The following is a 15,353-nucleotide window of genomic DNA, read 5'->3' on the forward strand; positions in this document are numbered from 1 at the left end:
ATGCACATTACATACGTGTATTTCACGGCGTTCGACTCGAAACAGGCGCACGCGAACCAAATTATCCATACGTGTAACGCACTCGCCGAGACCGGACATCGGGTGACACTCATCAGTGTTGGCGATCCGCTCGCGTACGCCGACTCACACAATCTCTCCGTACAGTTTGAGTTACGGTGTGTCCCTGCGCAGGTGGGTCAGGTGACCGTCGATCGAATACTTTACTACCTCCTCTCGCTGGCCAGCAGTGTCGGAAGCGATGTTATATTTACAAGAGATATCTCATTTCTCAGGCCAGCGCGGCGAATCCCGCGGGCCGTTCGTCCACCAATCGTCTACGAGGCACACAAGGTCTACAGCAAAATCGAGGAACTGTCTGTCGAGACAGAACAAAGTCGTCTTCGGTCGACCGACGCTGTCGTCGCCATTTCCGAGGGAGTCGAGACGGATCTGGCGGATATCGGGATACAAATTCAGGCAGTAGTGCCTGATGCGGCGAGTCTCACGCAGGTATCGGCGAGTTCGAAACAGGAACTCCGGGAGAAGTTCGGGATCGACGCGGACGCGGAGGTGATTCTGTACGCAGGATCGCTGTCAACGTGGAAAAACGAACTTGAACTGCTGATCGAGTCCTTCGAGGAGGTGGCTGACTCGCGTCCGGACGCGCACCTGCTGATCGTCGGGGGCGGCGATCAACGCAAGTCACTTCTGGACCATGCGGCCGAGGTGGGAGCACCGATGGATCGGGTCACATTCACTGGCCACGTCCCACAGACGACGGTGTTCGAGTATCTTGGGGCAGCCGACGTCGGCGTCGTTCCACTGACCGACAACGATCCTATTGCAGCACGGTACACCTCACCCCTCAAACTCTACGAGTATCTCGTCTCGAATCTACGGATCGTAGCTTCTGCCGTGCCCGCAATCGAGTCGGCGACAGCGGACATCGACGCGATCTTTCTGTACACGCCAGGGGACCGTGCAGAGATGACAGAGCAACTTCTCGCCGCAGTCAATGCGTCCGAGCCGTCACACGATCCCAAGCTATTCAGCTACGAGACAAGAGCGGCCCGACTGGAGAGCGTACTCGAATCTGTACTATCGCAGGGTTGATTACAACACTGCGCCGTACTGTGTGTTATCAATGTGTGGAATCGCTGGTGCGCTTGGGCTGGCCAATCGGGCAGTCCTCGGTCGGATGCTTGGGTGTCTCGAGCACCGCGGGCCTGACGGCGACGGACAGTTTCTGCTCGACGATTCGTCGCTGATGATGGGTATGCGGCGGCTCGCAATCGTTGACGTCGATGGGGGCGACCAGCCAATCACCAACGAGGATGGGTCAGTTGTTGTCGTTTTTAACGGCGAAATTTACAACTACGAGCAGCTCCGCCGTGATTTGAAAGCGAACGGCCACGAGTTTGAGACAGACGCGGACACCGAGGTCCTCGTTCATCTCTGGGAGGAACACGGGACGGAAATGCCAACGTATCTGAACGGAATGTTTGCCTTCTCGATCTGGGATCGCGAACAGGAATCACTCTTTTTGGCCAGAGACCGGTTGGGAATCAAACCGCTGTACGTGACCGAGGGAGACGGACCGTTTCTTTGGGCTAGCGAGGTGAAGGCCCTGCTCGCGGCGGGTGTCGAACCAGAGTTGGATGACCACGCGGTATCGAACTACTTCACACTGCGGTATTGGTCGTGGCCGCAGTCGCCGTTCGAGAAGATAAAAAAGCTCCAGCCAGGAACGAGTCTTCTGATCACCGAAGAAGGTCGGACGGAAGACCAGTACTGGGACCTCTCCCCAAACCCGCGTACCGGTTCTCTCGGCGAACACGCATCGATACTGCGGTCCCGGTTGGAAGATTCAATCGAACGTCGACTGATGGCGGATGTCCCGCTCGGGGCGTTTCTATCCGGTGGATTGGATTCGTCGTCAATCGTGGCAATCATGTCCGAGCTTCGGGACGACCCGATCGACACGTTCTCTATCGGGTTTGAAGCCGAGTCCTTCGACGAGAGTGAGCAAGCGCAACACGTCGCAGACCACTTCGGTACGAACCACCACGAGATTACCGTCGATCTGGAGTCAATGGATATCTTCGGAGATGTGATTCGGCAGTTCGGGGAACCGCTTGCCGATCCAGCAGTCCTCCCAACAATGGCGCTGTCGGAGTACGCAAGTCAGGAACTCAAAGTGGTCCTCAGCGGCGAGGGCGCCGACGAACTGTTTGGCGGCTACTGGTACTTCGATGAGATACCCCGGCACCAGCGCATGTTCGACTGGTTGCCCAAACACGCGTTCCGACTCGCGAAGCGTCTCGAACCGTACGCACCGCTTCGAAAGCAGACGCTCAGGTACGTCTCCGCGTTAGAGAGTAACGAGCGAGCGATACTCGGCGTAGCACAGCGCTTCCAGATACCTATCGAACGGTACACGGAGATCGACAGCGATCCGGAGCGGAGCGGTCTGCTGGATGCGATTCGGTCGACTGAACAGTATACCCAAAAAAACGAGTTTTACAAGCGGATGCTGGCGTTCGATATCAAGTACTGGCTTCCCGACGATCTGCTGTACAAGGTAGACAGTACGTCGATGGCAGCCTCGCTCGAAGCTCGCGTCCCGTTTCTCGATCACTCGCTGGTCGAGTTTGGGTACAATCTTCCAAGCGAGCAGAAACAGAACGGCTACAAGCCGATCCTGAAACGCGCGATGCAAGACATCCTTCCGGAGCAGACCCTACAGCGGGAGAAACACGGGCTGGGAGTGCCGATCAGCGACTGGTTTCGGCGTGACCACGAGGCAATCTTGCAGTGGATGACCGAGTCGAAGATCGGCGCAACACCGTATCTTGACACAGAGGAGGTATTCCGAATTTGGAACGACCACAAAAGCGGCGACGACTACGGTCTGACACTGTGGAAGATTCTAAACTTCGTTGCGTGGTATCACACTATTGTCCAGGAGTACGAAAACGGAGAGCGCAACGCCATCGAAACTGTCGCTACCGACTGATCGATCGATCGATCGACGAGTCCAACACGTCCGCAAACGGCCCAGGTTCTTTATCGTGAATCGACCACCTCCGACGGAGACCAAGTTTCGAGTACGAGATATGTTCAGGCCCCTCGAATCCAGTCTTTTCAAGCACGCGGCGCATCGGCAGGTTTGACCAGCCGGTTATACAGAACACTCGCTCGCAGCCCGAGCGCTCCGAGCCGAGTTCGAGCGCGCGACGAATCATCTGTTTTCCAATCCCTCGGCCCCGGTACTGGTCCAGCAGGTGGACGTGCCAGATGTACCCGTCTCCATCGAAGTCTATCGTCGCTCCGAGTTCCTGAACAGGGACACTGGAGAAACTTACCCAGAGATAGCCGATAACCGTGGTGTCTTCGCGGACGAGCAGTAAAACGTGGTCACCGGCTATCAGTTGACGATACTCTTCGATGTCGTGTTCGCCGGGGATATCGGTCAGGTCCGAATCTGTTGCGGGCTCGATACTGATTGAGTCGTCCTGTACCCCCTCGGTACCAGTCAATCGGTGATAGTACGCAACTTTCTGTGAGCGCATCCAGACACGGTCACGCAGGTTTGAGGCGCGCCAGCGGAGATACTGATACGTCCGAGATGGAAAATCTAAGAGAAAATGGACCCATTGGTCGATCGACACTCTCATGCTCATCGTGTGCCCATTGCCGCGAGAATGTAATAAAATCGTGTGATAAAGAGAGAGACGGACGGCTGGAGAGTTTCAGGGCTCGGCGCACTCGATTTCTCGGAAGGTTTTTATTTCGAGCTTGTCTTTCGATCTGGCGGTTGCGATGATATTTGCTACCCGTTCGAGCGTCCACCGGAGAAATCGGTCGTAGATGAAGTTGTGTGGATGGAACGTGAGGTGGAGGATGCCGTCGTTAGCATTGTTGATCGTTCGGCGCACCCGATACGGATTCAGCCATCCCCAGCGTTCGTCACGCAGAGAGCGAGAGCGTGGAACACAGAGCGTTCCGTATTCGTCTCTCGCAGCCTCGACGGTCGGAGCGCCAACAAGCTCTGAGTCCCAGCGGAGCAGCTTCGGCACCCCTTGTTTAATTGTGTAGTTCGTTGTCTCGCTCGATCCGCTATAGCACTTGATCCCGTACTCAGGCAACAGATCGAGGTGTGCGAGATCGATTCGTGGATGGATCAGCGAGTCGATATCGACGCCTGCGTCCTCGAAGGTACCAACCATCGCATCGAGCTCCGAGTGTGCAGCTGAGCGGTCGAGTTCGCCAAACTGTGGATGTGTGAACGAGTGACCTGCGACTTCGTGGTTCGTAGCAGCGTCTTCGATCCAGTCGAGAATCTCGGGTCCGTAGTACAGCGGATCACTTGCCCGGTTCGAATACGGATCTATTTCGTCGATATACGGCGCAGTGTAGTGGCGGCTCCGGTCACACTCCGTTAGCAACAGATGGCCGACAATTCCCCAGGTCGCTGGAATGTCGTACTCGTCGAAGACCGAAAGAATCCGCTTAATTGCGTCGCGACCAGCAGATTCGTCTGCGGCTAGCCTCGTGGCATTTCGGTCCCCGGTTCGTCCCCACGCCAACTCCGTATCGAGGCTCAAGGTGAGAGTGATCATGTGATGGGTGTCTCTACTGACTGTCTGCGTAGGGTGGACGTAATGGTTCTGGTTCTGGGAGTATTCCCTTGGAGTTGGATAATCATATGTCTTAAATTGATAGCCGACGCAGTCAGCTACAATGGGACAGCCAAATATTATACTCATTATTTTAGATGCGGTCCGGGCAGATCATCTGTCGATACACGGTCACGAGCGGCGTACTACACCACATCTTGAATCGCTCATCGAAGAGGACAACACGACGCTTTATCGAAACGCGTTTGCGAACTCAAACTGGACGGGGACATCCCACGGCGCGATGTTTACCGGACGGTTGCCGTCAGAATCCGGCGTCCACGGCGGGACCCAGCAGTTGTCTCCAGAAATCACGACGTTGCCAGAACGCGTTTCAGCGGCGGGATACCGAACGTTCGGGATGAGTGCTGGAGCGCACCTGCGGGAGGGACGCGGTTACGCGAGAGGGGTTGATAAATTCAAAGAGACGTACAGGATTTCCCCGAGTTGGGACTTCTTCTCTGGGCTGCTGTCCGACCCGGCGCTTCGGAGACAGAGCATCTTTTCAGCGACGAGCGGCCCTGATAAGAAGGCACTTTTTAAGTTCGAGTCGTTGAAACAGTGGATAGCGTCCGGTAGCGAGCCGTTCTTCGCGTTCGTCAATGCCAAGACCGCACACCACCCGTACAATCCTCCTCGTCCGCACAAATCGCAGTTCTGTCCGGAATTACAGCGACCGAAATACCAGTTCATCGAAGAGCTCGGCAGGGATACGTACGGAGAGAGACAGCGCCTGCCAAACGCGGACTGGAATCGGTTACAGCGGCTCTCCTACGAGTATCCAGTTATAAGCGATGAGTTCGAGCCAACCGAGCGAGAGTGGGACATAATTCGGTCGTGGTACGATGGCGCGATTCACTACCTAGACAGGCGGGTCGGAGAACTTGTCGAGTGGCTGAAAGAGCGCGGTGAGCTCGACGACACGTATCTCATGATAACCGCAGATCACGGGGAGTACTTTGGGGAGCACGGAATGGAGAAACACTACTACGGATTGTACGAACCGGTGCTACACGTCCCGTTGCTAGTTAGAGCGCCCATGGAGACGCCAGCCGACGAAACGGATGAGCTCGTCTCACTGACCGATCTGTACCCGACGATCGTCGAGCTCGCGTCAGGGACCGTTCCAGAGCGTGACCACGCCCAATCATTAGTCCCGTTCGATGATCACCGACGGCACGAGCACGTGTTTGCCGAACTCGGAGCTGTAGCGCCGGACGGAATCACGAGTCATCACCCAGACTTCGACGACAGCGGGCTGGGGATTCCAACGCAGGTCGTTCGCAACGACGAACACAAGCTCATCGTGAGAACTGACGGGTCGGCTGAACTGTACAACTGGGGAGAGGACCCAGAAGAGCAAACCAATCTCATCGAGTCACACTCAGAGGTCACCGATACGTTGCGCGAGATTATCGAAACAGAGCTTGGAGCACTGTCTGAGGAGCCACTCGCAGAGACGATTGACGACGACGATTTGCGGGAGCATCTCAGCGATTTGGGGTACATGTAATCGGCATCAGGGCTGCACCTACGAACCGTACGGCACGATTCTGAGAACCGTTTCCCGAATCTCCGTAGAGAGTTGAAGGAGAATCATGAAGTATGTAGCCGCTCCGACACCGACAATGAACAGCAGCTCGACGAAATGCAGCGGCGACAGCAACTGCTTGAGGGCGAGCGCAATGCCGCCCATGATTGCCGCAGCGAAAAACTGCAGACCAATCTCGCGAGCAGGAAAGACGAAGTCGACCTTTTTGTTAGCCAGCCAGAACGCCGTCGCAAGCCCGGCAAAGAGCGCTCCGACCGTCCCGAATGCGGCACCGATAGCACCGAATGTAGAGACAAGAATGAGATTCAGGACGACGTTACAAATGACAAATATGATATCAGATATGAAGGATATCTGTGGTTCGTCAATCCCATTGACAACCGAGTAGACGGATCCTTCGTATGACCGGAGGAGCGAAACGAAGGCGAGAACAACGAGGATAGCTGATCCGCTTCTGAACTCTGGGCCGTAGACGCCCAGCACCCGTTCACCGACGACGACTGCCCCGATAATCCCAGGAATCGGTAAGAGACCGGCATAAACGAAACTTTGGCGCGTGAGCAAGGATATTCGCCCCGTATTGTTCAGTCCATCCTCCTCCGAGACCTCGGGGAAGAGGTTACGGCTGATGGATTTGCCCAATATCTGAAACGTCATCGCGATAGTCCAACAAATTTGATAGACACCGATTGTCGAACTTGCGACAAATATCCCAAGGATGGTAATATCGGTCCACGAGAGCGCACGAGATTTGAGCGGGCCTAGCCAGGCGTACCGTGAGAAATTATAGATGCTGCGAAAGTGATCCTTCGAGGGGGGTTTGACGCTAAGTGATACCGCTTTCAGATAGTACAAGAAAGCCAAGCCAACGGCGATACCGAAACTCGTTGCGTAGCCGAGGAATAGTCCCAGCGTCTGGACTCCCGCGTAGACGAAAAGCGCCTGTGCGCCCACCCGGACGATACGTTCGACGCTATCGATACTGTCGCGGACGTGCACGTTATTCTCGCCTTTTATTGCGGTATTCAGGATTTGGTAGAGCCGCTGGAACGCAAAAATCAGGGCGACGATGACGGCGAACTCCCCACCGATGTAGGAGTTGACTTGGTCACGAAAGAAGAGGATAACCGCGACAGAGGCAATCAGAATGAGGCCGTAGACGATTATTGCCGCGGTAAAGTGCGCGCTTGGTTCGTTGTCGGCACTAATTCGCTTCATCGCCGCTTTGCCGACCCCAAAATCAAGGACCAGAAACGCCTGAGCGACGGTCATACCAAGCGCGAACACTCCAAGCGGGCCGGCACCGAGCGCCCGTGCGAAGTAGATTGTCCCGAGAAATCCGACAAGAGTGATAACGACATCGGAGAATGCCGAGACAAGTACCTTCCTCGTGAGTTTCATTATCTCAGGTACGCCGTCGGTAATTAAATGTACCCAAGATCTTCGAGCACATCCTCTTTCTGTTGAGAGCGGTCTCCGAGGAAGGTCTCAATCCAGAAACGGACTCTCTCCGGACTGGCTGGGAGGTCGGTGTCAGGAACCGTGGTCGTCAGCCAGCCCGGCGGGCGGTGCTCACCGACACCGTCTTCCAGCCCCATACCGTGATCAGTCACGATAACGAGTTCGTCGTCGTCGTCGAGCTGTTCGCGGACGGGGTCAATGACCTCGTCACGCACGCGCTCGACGGTCCGCGGATAGCCGTATTCGTAGTCCAGATGGCCGAAGATATCGGTACAAAAGACGTACGCCCAAACCAGATCGTAGCCGTGGTTGAGGACGGTGTCGAGTTCCTCAGCGACAGCATCGCGTTCCTGTTGGGCCAACTCTTCCAGCTCCTCGAGTCCCGCATCACCCTCGCGAATACGGGTCTTCCACCCCTGTTTGAGTTCATGCTGTACCGGGAGCGGATTGTACGTTGGGAGATTAATCGCCTTAGATTGAACGCCGTCAAACACTGTATTGGGCCAGTCCTCACGTTCGTGGTGGGCTTTGGTGAAACCACGGTCTCTAAGAAACGCCCCAATAGGCGTTCTGATAGATTCCGGGAGCAGAAGATGTGAGATCTTGCTCAGAATGCGCATCCCTGACGATGTCCAGTTTGCACGTTCGAGCCGTTCCTCGTCTCTATCCGACCGGCTGTGAGCGATTGGATCCGGGAGATCATCGTTTTTATGCGGCAGATCACCGAGAAACATACTGGGCCAGATTCGAAGCGTGTGTAGCTTGGGATACTCCTTGAGGTCCCACTCGACGGTGTTCTGAAGAAGGAGATCGTGGTCCCGAGCCACGGCCAGATCAACACCATCGATTCCGATGATGAACAGCCGACCAGTAGACATTGTCATATTTCAGTCCAAGCCCGGTATAGCTCTTATTATTTGTGAACGAGCAGGTCGGCGCCTGGTGTGTTGCGAACAACTTATCTTCTCAGAAAGGATGTACCTCTATAAATGTCTGTAGCAGGGTCAATCGAAAACGTTCTGATACTCACAGTTGATGCGTTACGTCCTGATCGTCTCGGGTGTTACGGCTACGAGCACGATATCTCACCGCACATCGACGAGTTGGCCAACGATAGCGTTCGGTTCGAGAATGCCTACGCTTGTGCTAACTCGACGTACCCGTCGGTCACCTCGATTCACTCGGGTGCCCATCCGACGAACGTCGTTGTCAATCACGGCAGCCGAGTCACTAACGTCGAAAAGCAGCGTGCAGAGTCATTGCAGACGATTCCAAAGGCGCTGAGCGACCAGGAGGGGTACTACTCCGCTTGGGTCGGCGGCGTATTCGGGATGTGGCACAAACGGGGCTTCGATTACTTCCCACCACTCAGGCCCTCGCACGACAAGCGCGTCCTCTTTGAGGACGACGCGATACGCTCACAGCTCCGTGGGACGCTCGAACGCGTCCATCCGACAGTCGCAGACCTAATCAGCGATACCTACTACCAGTTCGAGCAGACAGTCGGAGGAATAAAGGAAAAACTCCGGGCAGCCGGTGACGAACAACAAGGAAACACCATCGATACTGTGCTGGAACAGTTCGACACAGCCCGTCAACGGGGAGAGCGATTCTATGGATACGTTCATCTGACGGACACACACACCCCGTACAATGCCGACGAGCAACTCATCGAGGAGTATCTCGCCGAGCACGATTACCCGACCGACGAGCCGCTCGACAATATCACGGACCCAGAGCCGCCGAACTGTTCTGCTGTTGCGACGGCACCGTACACCGATGACTGGTTCGACGACCGCGACCGGGAGGTCGGCGTTGCTCGCTGGCTTGCTCGGTACGACGCCACCGTGACCGAAGCCGACCAAAAGATTGGCCAACTCGTCAGCGCACTCAAGGAACGCGGTGAGGACGACAGCACGCTCATCGTCGTCCTCGCCGACCACGGCGAGTCGCTCACCGATAACGGAATCTACTTTTCACACGATGGGCTGTACGAACCGGTCATTCGTGTTCCGTTCATCGTCCACGCTCCGGGCAGAGAGACGGGTGTTGTCGACGAGTTCGTGCAGCCGTTCGACATCGCACCGACTGTCGCAGACGTGTTCGGTCTGGACGAGGAGTCCTTCGATTTCCACGGGCGCAGTCTGCTGCCAGTCTTCGAGGAGAACGACTCCGCCCCAGAACGGGAGGGACTAATCGTAGAGATGGCCAGTAGCCAGCGACGTCGTGCTGTCCGGAGCGGACCGTACAAGTATATTTACAGACCTGATGGGGAGTTCGGGAACATACACGACGACGCCGTCACCTGTCGCAAGTGCGGAGCAAAACACTGGAAAGAAGAGGAACTGTACGACCTCTCAACCGACCCAGATGAGTCCCAGAATATCGTAGATGAGGAGGAAGATGTTGCGGCGGACCTCCGGGCACTCGGTGAGGAACTCGCCGAACAATACACCATCGGCGAGGTTGAGCAGCAGTCGGACGTCGAGTATGAAGAGCAAGACGAACTCGAGGAGCGGCTCAAGCATCTCGGATACAAGTAAGGTGTCGTAACTTCCGGCGGCACAGAGATAGAACTCAGCACAACGAGGGCAATTAATGGCTAACAAGCAGACAGCCGGCGACCGAACGCACGTTGGAATCGTTGTAAAAACCTTTCCACCGGATGTCATTGGCGGGATGGAAACTCAGACGAAACGGTTGGGAACCGAGTTACACCGACGCGGCCACAAAGTCACCGTATTCACCAAACGCTTCGGCAGCCACGACGACAGCGACGTGCCGTACGAAGTCAAGCGGGTCCGCCACTGCCAGCTAACCCCGTTTCTAAGTGATCTCTCCTTCCTTGCGTTCGCTTTACTCGCCGTGCTCCGTCGACGGTCAGAACTTGACGTACTCCAGTGTATGATGCTTTATCCCGTCGGCTTTCTTGGCTATATAGCAAACACACTCACTGGTCTCCCCTACTTCGCGTGGATTCGGGGAGGCGATTACTACCTGATGAACGACGTGTGGTGGAAACGGTGGATGATGCGTGTCGTGCTGGCAGATACGCTGGTTCTTGCACAGTCAGCAGAAATTCGCGACGACGTGCGCTCGGATTTCAAGCGAATTGACTGCGAGATCAAAGTCCTTGGCAATGCGGTTTCGATTCCTGACCAAACCGCTGACGGGAGCGGGGTCCTCTACGTTGGGCGGCTAGCACCAAAGAAAGGTCTCAAGTACCTGCTGCAGGCGGTCGCTGACATGAAGACAGAACTTACAATTGTCGGAGACGGACCGGAGCGTGCGCGTCTGGAAAAAATTGCCACTGAAACAGGCGCGAACGTCACGTTCGAAGGCGAAGTTGAGCCGGAGGTGGTGGATCGGTACTACCAGTCTTCATCGGTGTTTGTGCTCCCCTCAATCGAGGGTGAAGGGACGCCAAATGTCGTTCTGGAAGCGATGGCTTGGGGGCTGCCGGTGGTGGCCACGGACAGCGGCGGAGTGCCCTCGTTAATCCGAGACGGATCGAACGGGTATCTCGTCCCCATGCGCAACATGAAAATGCTCTCGGAACGCATACAGGTATTACTCACGGACACCAACCACGCCGCGCAGTTGGGGCAGAATGCCAGGACGTTCGTAAAAGAAGAACACTCCTGGGACTCGATCTGTGCGGCACTGAACAGCCACTACGAAACAGTCATCGAGCGGTAGTCTCAGAGGCGGGAAGGGTGCACTCGTATCCAACGTACGGCCAGAGCGCCTCAAACGCCCGCTCGAACCGACGGAGTTCGCTCAGCCTCGCAATCAGTGGGAGCGAGAACACGAAGAGTCGCGACCCGAGCGAATCGCCGTAGATATCGGTGCTGCAGCTCGATTCGTCGACGGTGATGTACTCGACCCTGTGGAACTGCTCGGAGAGGAGTTTGCGGGCACCCACAGGGGACAGCGGGAAAATAAATTTGCGGTAGTAATCGTACTGCTCGGACGAGAGGAGCCGTCTTGCGACGTGGACGCCAAGCGATTTTGGCGCCATCGAGAGCCACCGCGGCAATCCGTGAGGACGGTTCAGTCCCAGTCTATTTGGGAAAGAAACCAGGCTGACGCCGTCCGGTTTGAGTACTCTAGCCACCTCTCGAAGTAACGACTGGCGCCCGTCGACGTGTTCGAGAACCTGATTCATGATGACATAGTCGACGGAGTCGTCCTGGAATGGGAGCCTTCGTCCGTCTGCATGTATGTACGATGTGCGCTCTGATTGTAAGGGATAGTTTAATTCAAGATCGACCCCAATAGTAGTGCCTGGAATGTTACGAAGATGTTTACCGTCTTTTGTCCCAATATCTACAATTAAGTCGTTTGAGTCTGCCAACCGTTCTACACGGCGGTAGATTAACATGTGGTTCGCATGAGTAATAGCTGCTATGCAATTTATATGCTACGAAGAACTAATCGGTTACGGAGTGTCAGATAACGATAACCACCCGAAATTCTGTTCATAACCATATAGCAGACGAATAGCTACTTGGATATTTGGTATTAATCTTATTTTATACGTTACTACTATTTATTTCCACACAGAGCGTCAATTTTGCTACGACACTGAAGACTATTTCAAAAGCTGGTCAGTCCAACTGCCGACGACCTCGTTCAGAGTTTGCATGTACTCGACTCGCCCTCAACACTGTTTATGATCCAGACAGGTGGTGGGCGGCCAGCGCGAGGTTGGGGTGGGCCTCGGGGTCAACGATGTCAGAGTTGAGCGCGTCGCTCCCAAATACTAACAGTGTCATGCTTGGTCGTGGCCAACCAGCCTCGTAATAGATTTCGGCTACCCGCGAGATACCGCGTGCTCCTTGTGACAGCAACGGGATGGGAAAGTCCGGCGCTACTGAATACGGGACGCATATGCAGAACTAAAACCCACTAATCCTGGATTATCCGATAGTTCCAAGATATGCAGACAATCAATTCGGCTAGAAAGCATTGTTCAGTCTTTTCTAATACTCCTTCAGCCAAACATTTGGATGTTCGAGTCATATACAACAATAATATGGAACAGTTATTGAATTCGTGTTAGAGTCAAGCTCTCTCACGCGACAGGCAAGGCACTTGGTCCGATGCATGTCCCGAATGTGGAGAGTCGTCACTCCAGGGTACTGTCCGCTGTATTGATTGTACGGAACCCTGTGGTCTACTTGGTCCCGGGACAGGGCTGATACTAAGCACCGCCGCATTAATCCCCTGAGACGTTGAAAAAGACGAGCTTGTGTAGAACCCGTCTTCTACGCCCGGTACGCCGTTTGTGACAGTAACAAAAAAAGAACCGTTGGTTTTTGAGAGAGACAGCACTCATCTATCTCCACTGCTCCGTGTTGCTGAACTGAGATTCGACCAGAATTGGAGAGCCTGCTCACTCCCCATCCTCTGGGCAGGTTCGCGCTGACGAGCAGAGATTGCTAGGCCCGGAGCTGTGGACACGAAGCAGAACAGCCTTGATTAGCGCCACGAGCTTACGAGACGTATGGCAAACAGATTCGTCCGCGCCCGCCCCGTCCAGGAGCGGCTGCCAGAGCTTCGCGAACGGCTCAACAGCGGCGAAATTGAGAGTTTCGAGCCATTTGGGAGTGCCATGACCCGAGCCCTGAACCGGGCGCGGTTCGACCCGGAGACTGGCGAAGCGGTCTGGATCGAGGAAGACTACTGCTCGCCGCCGCTGGCGATGGAACGCGCCGAGGTGCTGGACGACTACTTCGAGGCTCTCACTGTCGTGGAGGAGGACATCGACGAGGCCGCTGGGTGGCGCCAGATTGATGACCTGCCGGGGCTGTGGGAGCAGACAATCGAGGGCACCGCGTAACAAGGCAGTTTGACCTCCGTTCCACGGCTGAACGGTGTCACTGCTGGCGATGGCCGCAGAAATATATCGCAGAAACTCGTTGTTTCCCTATGGACTTCGAGAAGAGAATCCGGGCGTATTACGCCGCTCTCCGTACTGGTGAGCCCCTCGGTGAGTTCTTTGCCGACGATGACTCCGTGGTGAAGTTCGGCATCTCCGACCGACTCGCCGGCGGAGGTGCAATTCGAGACGGACTTAGAACACAGACAGAACGGACGACCGACTGGGTCGTCGACAGTCAGAAGCTCATCGTATACGACGGTGGCGAGTACGCGGGGTTCAGCGACGAGGTTCGACTCGCGTGGACCGACACGGTCGAAGGTGAGTGCTACGAGTTCGACACGCGGTGGAGCGGGACGCTCGAACGGAGAGGCGACGGGTCCGCAAGCGCGGAGTCGCCAGTGTTTGTGGGAATGCACGTCAGCACGGCGCGAGCGTTTCGCTGAGCCCTGATAGCCGAATGAGCAAGGTGGCGGCCGGCGATGTCGTCGCACGTGTCGTCCCATTGGACGGCAACCCCGAGTAAGAGGTCGAACTGGCCATTGACCACGACGGCTGGATTACACATCGGTATCCTGGCGCGACAGCCTACGAGAACGCGCCGGTGGCCTCCTTCGCCGTCGAAGATGACGGCGATGTGGTCGGGACTCCTGACGACGACTAAAACGGACGAGAACTGGTTCTGTGAAAATAATAGATTTCGGCTTTTGTACGCGGCGTCTGGAGCCGAGAGTACTACCGGACTGCCTCGTCAGGTTTTCCAGTCAATTTCGATCCTGACAGTCTCCCGGTTCCCCCGGAATCGTGACTGTTTCTCGACGACATCGATTCGGTAATCCAGTATCTCCGGTGGGGTAAGTGCCACGTCCTTGTTGCCGACACGGACAGTCGTGTTTTCACCTGACCGGAGTTCGTCCGCAAGGTCAGTCAGTCGCTTGGCGACAGCGTCTCTGTCGAGGTTCTCAGTGCTCGTTGTTTGGTCCGCCATACAATAGTAAAAGGACCGTCCGGTGGTTGTTATGGGTGACTTACGACGGCTGAATTGAGGGATTTCACTCTTTGGCGTTGTTCGGGGTAGTGGGCTCGGAGGGATTATGAACCGCGAGGACTCGCTCCGCTCGTCCTCTGGGTTCAAATCCGCCTCACGTGACGGACTTACGGCTCACCGTATGGTTCGCCGAAAGTAAGTGGGCTCGGAGGGATTGTGAACCTCGGTCACTCCGCTTCGCTCCGTTCCCTGGTTCAAATCCCTCCGCGGTCCAGATTTCACTCCTCGCTAGCGCTCGGAGAGAAAGTAGTGGGCTCGGAGGGATTTGAACCCCCGATCGGCTGATATCTCCGGTGTGTGCCTCGGTACTCCAGAGGGTCGTCAACGCGGGTGGTGATCAGCCACCCGCTCGGTATATCAGCTGGAGTATCGTCCCTGGCACGTAGCCTCTGGAGTCAGCCGCCTTCCCGGACTAGGCCACGAGCCCGCACGCACACATTGGGTGATTCCTCCTAAAGGGATTTCGGTTACAGTCAGTCTCGGTCGGTCTCTGCCCAATCGCAGTTCTGGCACTTCCAGCCCGTGACGAACTCCATCGCTGACGGCATATATCCGACTTCGAGGACGTCGCCGCCACAGTCGGGACACTCGCGGTCGGCGTCGGCAATGGGTTCGGCGTCCATCACGTCGTCGCCTTCGATGAGTTCCGCGAGTTTGTTGGGCGTGACCATACGACCCTGCACGACACGATTGTCAGCCATATCGGTATCTGGCGCTGGCGGTCCTAAG

At 55.7% G+C, this 15,353-nt stretch carries 14 protein-coding genes and 1 tRNA gene; 7 read left to right on the plus strand and 8 right to left on the minus strand.

All coding sequences use genetic code 11. The features are described from left to right. Both ACMGFM_RS14380 and asnB read left to right on the plus strand, forming a co-directional pair. On the plus strand, positions 1 to 1,113 hold the full coding sequence (locus ACMGFM_RS14380; RefSeq protein ID WP_436903353.1) for a glycosyltransferase: 1,113 nt from the start codon (positions 1 to 3) through the stop codon (positions 1,111 to 1,113). Positions 1,114 to 1,144: 31 nt separating this feature from the next. Beyond that, on the plus strand, positions 1,145 to 3,016 hold the full coding sequence (gene asnB, locus ACMGFM_RS14385) for an asparagine synthase (glutamine-hydrolyzing) (RefSeq protein ID WP_436903354.1): 1,872 nt from the start codon (positions 1,145 to 1,147) through the stop codon (positions 3,014 to 3,016). Here asnB and ACMGFM_RS14390 read toward each other — a convergent pair. Next, positions 3,006 to 3,683 (minus strand): GNAT family N-acetyltransferase, encoded by a 678-nt coding sequence (locus ACMGFM_RS14390; RefSeq protein ID WP_436903355.1) that lies wholly within the window; start codon positions 3,681 to 3,683, stop codon positions 3,006 to 3,008. The two genes, asnB and ACMGFM_RS14390, sit on opposite strands and share 11 nt — an antisense overlap. 69 nt (positions 3,684 to 3,752) lie before the next feature. Then, the gene (locus tag ACMGFM_RS14395; RefSeq protein WP_436903356.1) at positions 3,753 to 4,622 is read right to left on the minus strand and encodes a polysaccharide deacetylase family protein; all 870 of its coding nucleotides are present in this window, start codon (positions 4,620 to 4,622) and stop codon (positions 3,753 to 3,755) included. Between the two features lie 121 nt (positions 4,623 to 4,743). Between ACMGFM_RS14395 and ACMGFM_RS14400 the strand changes: the two genes are divergently transcribed. Beyond that, positions 4,744 to 6,192 (plus strand): sulfatase, encoded by a 1,449-nt coding sequence (locus ACMGFM_RS14400; protein ID WP_436903357.1) that lies wholly within the window; start codon positions 4,744 to 4,746, stop codon positions 6,190 to 6,192. Between the two features lie 18 nt (positions 6,193 to 6,210). Here ACMGFM_RS14400 and ACMGFM_RS14405 read toward each other — a convergent pair whose 3' ends face one another. Both ACMGFM_RS14405 and ACMGFM_RS14410 read right to left on the minus strand, forming a co-directional pair. Further along, on the minus strand, positions 6,211 to 7,632 hold the full coding sequence (locus ACMGFM_RS14405; RefSeq protein ID WP_436903358.1) for an oligosaccharide flippase family protein: 1,422 nt from the start codon (positions 7,630 to 7,632) through the stop codon (positions 6,211 to 6,213). A 23-nt stretch (positions 7,633 to 7,655) separates the two neighbouring features. Next, positions 7,656 to 8,570 carry a hypothetical protein gene (locus ACMGFM_RS14410; RefSeq protein WP_436903359.1) on the minus strand — a complete coding sequence of 305 codons (915 nt, stop codon included), beginning with the start codon at positions 8,568 to 8,570 and terminating at the stop codon, positions 7,656 to 7,658. A 111-nt stretch (positions 8,571 to 8,681) separates the two neighbouring features. Between ACMGFM_RS14410 and ACMGFM_RS14415 the strand changes: the two genes are divergently transcribed. Both ACMGFM_RS14415 and ACMGFM_RS14420 read left to right on the plus strand, forming a co-directional pair. Further along, the gene (locus ACMGFM_RS14415) at positions 8,682 to 10,235 is read left to right on the plus strand and encodes a sulfatase family protein (protein WP_436903360.1); all 1,554 of its coding nucleotides are present in this window, start codon (positions 8,682 to 8,684) and stop codon (positions 10,233 to 10,235) included. 55 nt (positions 10,236 to 10,290) lie between these two features. Further along, positions 10,291 to 11,391: a glycosyltransferase family 4 protein gene (locus ACMGFM_RS14420; RefSeq protein ID WP_436903361.1), complete on the plus strand. Its 1,101-nt coding sequence runs from the start codon at positions 10,291 to 10,293 to the stop codon at positions 11,389 to 11,391. Here ACMGFM_RS14420 and ACMGFM_RS14425 read toward each other — a convergent pair. Further along, complete coding sequence (locus ACMGFM_RS14425) at positions 11,378 to 12,076, minus strand: class I SAM-dependent methyltransferase (RefSeq protein ID WP_436903362.1); 699 nt, start codon at positions 12,074 to 12,076, stop codon at positions 11,378 to 11,380. The two genes, ACMGFM_RS14420 and ACMGFM_RS14425, sit on opposite strands and share 14 nt — an antisense overlap. 1,125 nt (positions 12,077 to 13,201) lie before the next feature. On the opposite strand from ACMGFM_RS14425, the gene ACMGFM_RS14430 reads away from it, so the two are divergent. Both ACMGFM_RS14430 and ACMGFM_RS14435 read left to right on the plus strand, forming a co-directional pair. Beyond that, a complete protein-coding gene (locus ACMGFM_RS14430) occupies positions 13,202 to 13,537 on the plus strand; it encodes a hypothetical protein (protein WP_436903363.1) in 336 nt (111 codons plus the stop codon). Positions 13,538 to 13,626: 89 nt separating this feature from the next. Next, positions 13,627 to 14,022, plus strand: a complete 396-nt coding sequence (locus ACMGFM_RS14435) for a hypothetical protein (RefSeq protein WP_436903364.1) — start codon at positions 13,627 to 13,629, stop codon at positions 14,020 to 14,022. 305 nt (positions 14,023 to 14,327) lie between these two features. On the opposite strand, the gene ACMGFM_RS14440 is transcribed toward ACMGFM_RS14435, so the two are convergent. The 3 genes from ACMGFM_RS14440 to ACMGFM_RS14450 all read right to left on the minus strand — a co-directional run bounded on the left by ACMGFM_RS14440 (position 14,328) and on the right by ACMGFM_RS14450 (position 15,325). Then, positions 14,328 to 14,564 (minus strand): amphi-Trp domain-containing protein, encoded by a 237-nt coding sequence (locus ACMGFM_RS14440; RefSeq protein ID WP_436903365.1) that lies wholly within the window; start codon positions 14,562 to 14,564, stop codon positions 14,328 to 14,330. 310 nt (positions 14,565 to 14,874) lie between these two features. Further along, positions 14,875 to 15,051: transfer RNA gene (locus ACMGFM_RS14445), tRNA-Trp, on the minus strand. A gap of 46 nt (positions 15,052 to 15,097) precedes the next feature. Further along, positions 15,098 to 15,325 carry a DUF5795 family protein gene (locus ACMGFM_RS14450; protein ID WP_436903366.1) on the minus strand — a complete coding sequence of 76 codons (228 nt, stop codon included), beginning with the start codon at positions 15,323 to 15,325 and terminating at the stop codon, positions 15,098 to 15,100. Between the last annotated feature and the right edge of the window lie 28 nt (positions 15,326 to 15,353).

It is taken from the genome of Halovenus halobia (assembly GCF_051414135.1).
In the GTDB taxonomy this organism is placed as follows: Archaea; Halobacteriota; Halobacteria; order Halobacteriales; family Haloarculaceae; genus Halovenus; species Halovenus halobia.

Excerpts from the sequence above, each read along its gene's own strand:
- asnB (WP_436903354.1), top strand. The coding sequence starts at position 1,145 with ATGTGTGGAATCGCTGGTGCGCTTGGGCTGGCCAATCGGGCAGTCCTC.
- ACMGFM_RS14425 (WP_436903362.1), bottom strand. The coding sequence starts at position 12,076 with ATGTTAATCTACCGCCGTGTAGAACGGTTGGCAGACTCAAACGACTTA.
- ACMGFM_RS14435 (WP_436903364.1), top strand. The coding sequence starts at position 13,627 with ATGGACTTCGAGAAGAGAATCCGGGCGTATTACGCCGCTCTCCGTACT.
- ACMGFM_RS14395 (WP_436903356.1), bottom strand. The coding sequence starts at position 4,622 with ATGATCACTCTCACCTTGAGCCTCGATACGGAGTTGGCGTGGGGACGA.
- ACMGFM_RS14450 (WP_436903366.1), bottom strand. The coding sequence starts at position 15,325 with ATGGCTGACAATCGTGTCGTGCAGGGTCGTATGGTCACGCCCAACAAA.
- ACMGFM_RS14405 (WP_436903358.1), bottom strand. The coding sequence starts at position 7,632 with ATGAAACTCACGAGGAAGGTACTTGTCTCGGCATTCTCCGATGTCGTT.
- ACMGFM_RS14390 (WP_436903355.1), bottom strand. The coding sequence starts at position 3,683 with ATGAGCATGAGAGTGTCGATCGACCAATGGGTCCATTTTCTCTTAGAT.
- ACMGFM_RS14380 (WP_436903353.1), top strand. The coding sequence starts at position 1 with ATGCACATTACATACGTGTATTTCACGGCGTTCGACTCGAAACAGGCG.
- ACMGFM_RS14430 (WP_436903363.1), top strand. The coding sequence starts at position 13,202 with ATGGCAAACAGATTCGTCCGCGCCCGCCCCGTCCAGGAGCGGCTGCCA.
- ACMGFM_RS14415 (WP_436903360.1), top strand. The coding sequence starts at position 8,682 with ATGTCTGTAGCAGGGTCAATCGAAAACGTTCTGATACTCACAGTTGAT.
- ACMGFM_RS14410 (WP_436903359.1), bottom strand. The coding sequence starts at position 8,570 with ATGTCTACTGGTCGGCTGTTCATCATCGGAATCGATGGTGTTGATCTG.
- ACMGFM_RS14440 (WP_436903365.1), bottom strand. The coding sequence starts at position 14,564 with ATGGCGGACCAAACAACGAGCACTGAGAACCTCGACAGAGACGCTGTC.
- ACMGFM_RS14420 (WP_436903361.1), top strand. The coding sequence starts at position 10,291 with ATGGCTAACAAGCAGACAGCCGGCGACCGAACGCACGTTGGAATCGTT.
- ACMGFM_RS14400 (WP_436903357.1), top strand. The coding sequence starts at position 4,744 with ATGGGACAGCCAAATATTATACTCATTATTTTAGATGCGGTCCGGGCA.